Below are 2,501 nucleotides of genomic sequence, written 5' to 3'. Positions count from 1 at the left end.
CGCTTGTGCAGACCGGTCACCTRGGCACCGCCGCCGAATGGCTGCAGTTGCCGGTGGCCGAGGTTGAGGGCATTTTGCGCGAGGCCGAGGGACAGTTGGGCTTCATGCTGTTTTCCAGCGTGCGTGGACGCTTGCAGGCGACCCGCGAAGCGCGAGAGCTAGAGGCCGAAATCGCCCACGTCTACGAAGCGCTTGAACCCGTCCAGCGCCTGGCCGCCAGCCTCAAGCAATATCAGGCACCGCCCCTGCGCATCATCTGCACCCCGCCATTGGCCCAACAATTGTTGCCTCAGAGCATCGCCGCCCTGCGCCGACGCCTGCCCGATGCACCTTGCAACCTGCTGAGCCACCCGACCCGCGAGATCATCAAAACCCTGTTATTGCGCGAAAGCGATCTGGGGTTGAGCCTGCAGGATCCCGACCACGCCGACATCCGTTGCCAAGTGATTGCCCAAGGCAAGCTCCAGCTCTTGGCGCCCCATGGCTGGCTGCAGCCCAAGCAGAAATACATTTCGTTGCAGGATCTGGCGGGCCAGTCGATGGTCGGCCTGGAAGGCCACGATCCGCTGAGCCCGGCACTCGAGAACAAATTGCAGGCCTTGCGCCCGGCGCCGCTCGTGCATATCCGGGTACAGACGCATCAGATGATGCGCAGCATGGTCGAGGCCGGTGAAGGCCTGGCGATTGTCGACCCGTTTACCGCCATTGGCGCCAAATCCAGCGGACTGGATGTTTGCCCGCTGGCGCCGGCAGTACCGGTCAGCCTCTACGCCCTGACCCTGAAAAACGGCGAGCCATCTGCCGCCGTTCAGACATTGCTGGACATCATTACGGAACAAGCCGCGGCGATGCTGGCGAACTGAGCGGGTTTTCCAGCGCGTTATCGAACAAGCGATACCAAAAAAGCGCCACTTCAGCGGTGTTCGGATCGATCCCGCGATAGCGCAGATGATCGATCCCGCCAATCACATAACCACACCGCTCATAAAGCCGACAGGCGCCCAGGTTGTTGTTCTGGGTTTCAAGCATGATGCCCGGCAGTTTTTTCTTGCGACTCCAGAACTGAGCAACGTCCAGCAACGCTTTGGCCACGCCATGGTGCCGCGCCGGGGCATGTACCGCCAGTTCGTCGATATGGGCAAAGCCGTTCCAGTTGGTGCTGACCACCAGATGGCCAACGGGCTCATCATCGAGATACGCCATGAAAATCGCACTGTCAGCGGCATCGCGAAAACTGCTGAACTCTTCGGGGTCGATGCCGTAGCACTTTCGATAAGGGGTGATCGGCGTGATCGGCCACTGCTCGACCGGCTTGCCCATTTCGGCGGCGCCATAGGCGGCGACTTCAAAGCTGAAATCACTGCCCCAGATGTAAGCCGCGAAGCCGTCATCGGCGACACGCACCGAAAGGCCGGGGTACTTGGGATTAATGACAGGTTGCATACTGGGGAAGGTCCTCATTCCTTGATGCAATCGACGGTGTAGTGCCGTCCATTGCCCTCGTCTTCGTGTTGCAAGCCATGCACATCGACGACGAATCCGGGGAAACTGCGATCAAACGTGCGTGCAAATGAAAGGTAGTCGATGATTGACCGGGTCGCCTCGGTGAACCGCTCGCCCGGCATGATCAACGGGATCCCCGGCGGATACGGAACCAGCATCACCGCAGCAATCCGCCCGTCCAGCGCATCGATCGACACCGCCTCGACCTCGCCCCGCACCAAATGATCATAGGCGTGGGCCGGCTTCATGACGATTTCCGGCAGCACGGTGTACATGCGCTTGAGGTGTTTGGCCGTGGCATTACTGCGATAGCAGGCGTGCAATTGATCGCACAAATCGCGCAAGCCCATGCCTTGATAATGCCCGATGCTCTGTTGCGCCACACAGGGCAGGCAGGTTGCCAGGCTGACGTTGGCGTCATAGCTGCGCTTAAACTCCAGCAGCTCGGTCAACAGCGTGCTCCATTTGCCTTTGGTAATGCCCATGGAGAACAACACCAGGAACGAATACAGCCCGGTCTTTTCGACCACCAACCCACGCTCCCAAAGGAATTTACTGACCACCGCCGCCGGAATCCCGCGTTCACTCAACGCACCGCCGGCGGTCAGGCCGGGCATCACCAGGGTGACTTTGATCGGATCGAGCAACACGTAATCGTCGGTCACGCCGCCAAAGCCGTGCCAGTCGGCATCGGGTTGCAGCAGCCAGTCTTCGGTAACCACGCGATCGATGCCTTCCACCGATGGCGGCTGCCAAATGGAAAACCACCAGTCGTCCGCCGCAATGTGCTGCCGCAGATTGGCCAGGGCGCGACGAAAACTCAGGGCCTCGTCGAACATCTCCTGCAACAGCGAACGCCCGGCCGGGCCTTCCATCATCGCCGAAGCCACGTCCAGCGACGCAATGATGCTGTACTGCGGCGATGTGGAGATGTGCATCATGAACGCTTCGTTGAAGCGATCGCGGTCCAGTTGCCGCGCGCCGCCGTCCTGAACATG

General features: G+C 60.4%; 3 protein-coding genes. 1 reads left to right on the top strand and 2 read right to left on the bottom strand.

Annotated features, from left to right (window positions below):
- On the top strand, positions 1-863 hold an 863-nt coding region (locus AC1DSG_RS30195), incomplete at its 5' end, for a LysR substrate-binding domain-containing protein (protein WP_477794142.1).
- Here the strand turns inward: AC1DSG_RS30195 and AC1DSG_RS30190 are convergent.
- Together AC1DSG_RS30190 and AC1DSG_RS30185 are read right to left on the bottom strand one after the other, a co-directional pair.
- Positions 829-1,443, bottom strand: a complete 615-nt coding sequence (locus tag AC1DSG_RS30190) for a GNAT family N-acetyltransferase (protein ID WP_477794141.1) — start codon at positions 1,441-1,443, stop codon at positions 829-831. The genes AC1DSG_RS30195 and AC1DSG_RS30190 overlap by 35 nt on opposite strands.
- Positions 1,444-1,457: 14 nt before the next feature.
- The coding region (locus AC1DSG_RS30185) for an Orn/Lys/Arg family decarboxylase (RefSeq protein WP_477794140.1) at positions 1,458-2,501 on the bottom strand (1,044 nt) is incomplete at its 5' end.

Source organism: Pseudomonas sp. P5_A12, from assembly GCF_056400685.1.
The sequence above is the reverse complement of the archived record's forward strand: the minus strand, read 5'-3'. Positions and strand labels throughout refer to the sequence as shown.

Coding starts and splice junctions, on each gene's coding strand:
- AC1DSG_RS30190 (WP_477794141.1), bottom strand. CDS start 1,443: ATGCAACCTGTCATTAATCCCAAGTACCCCGGCCTTTCGGTGCGTGTC.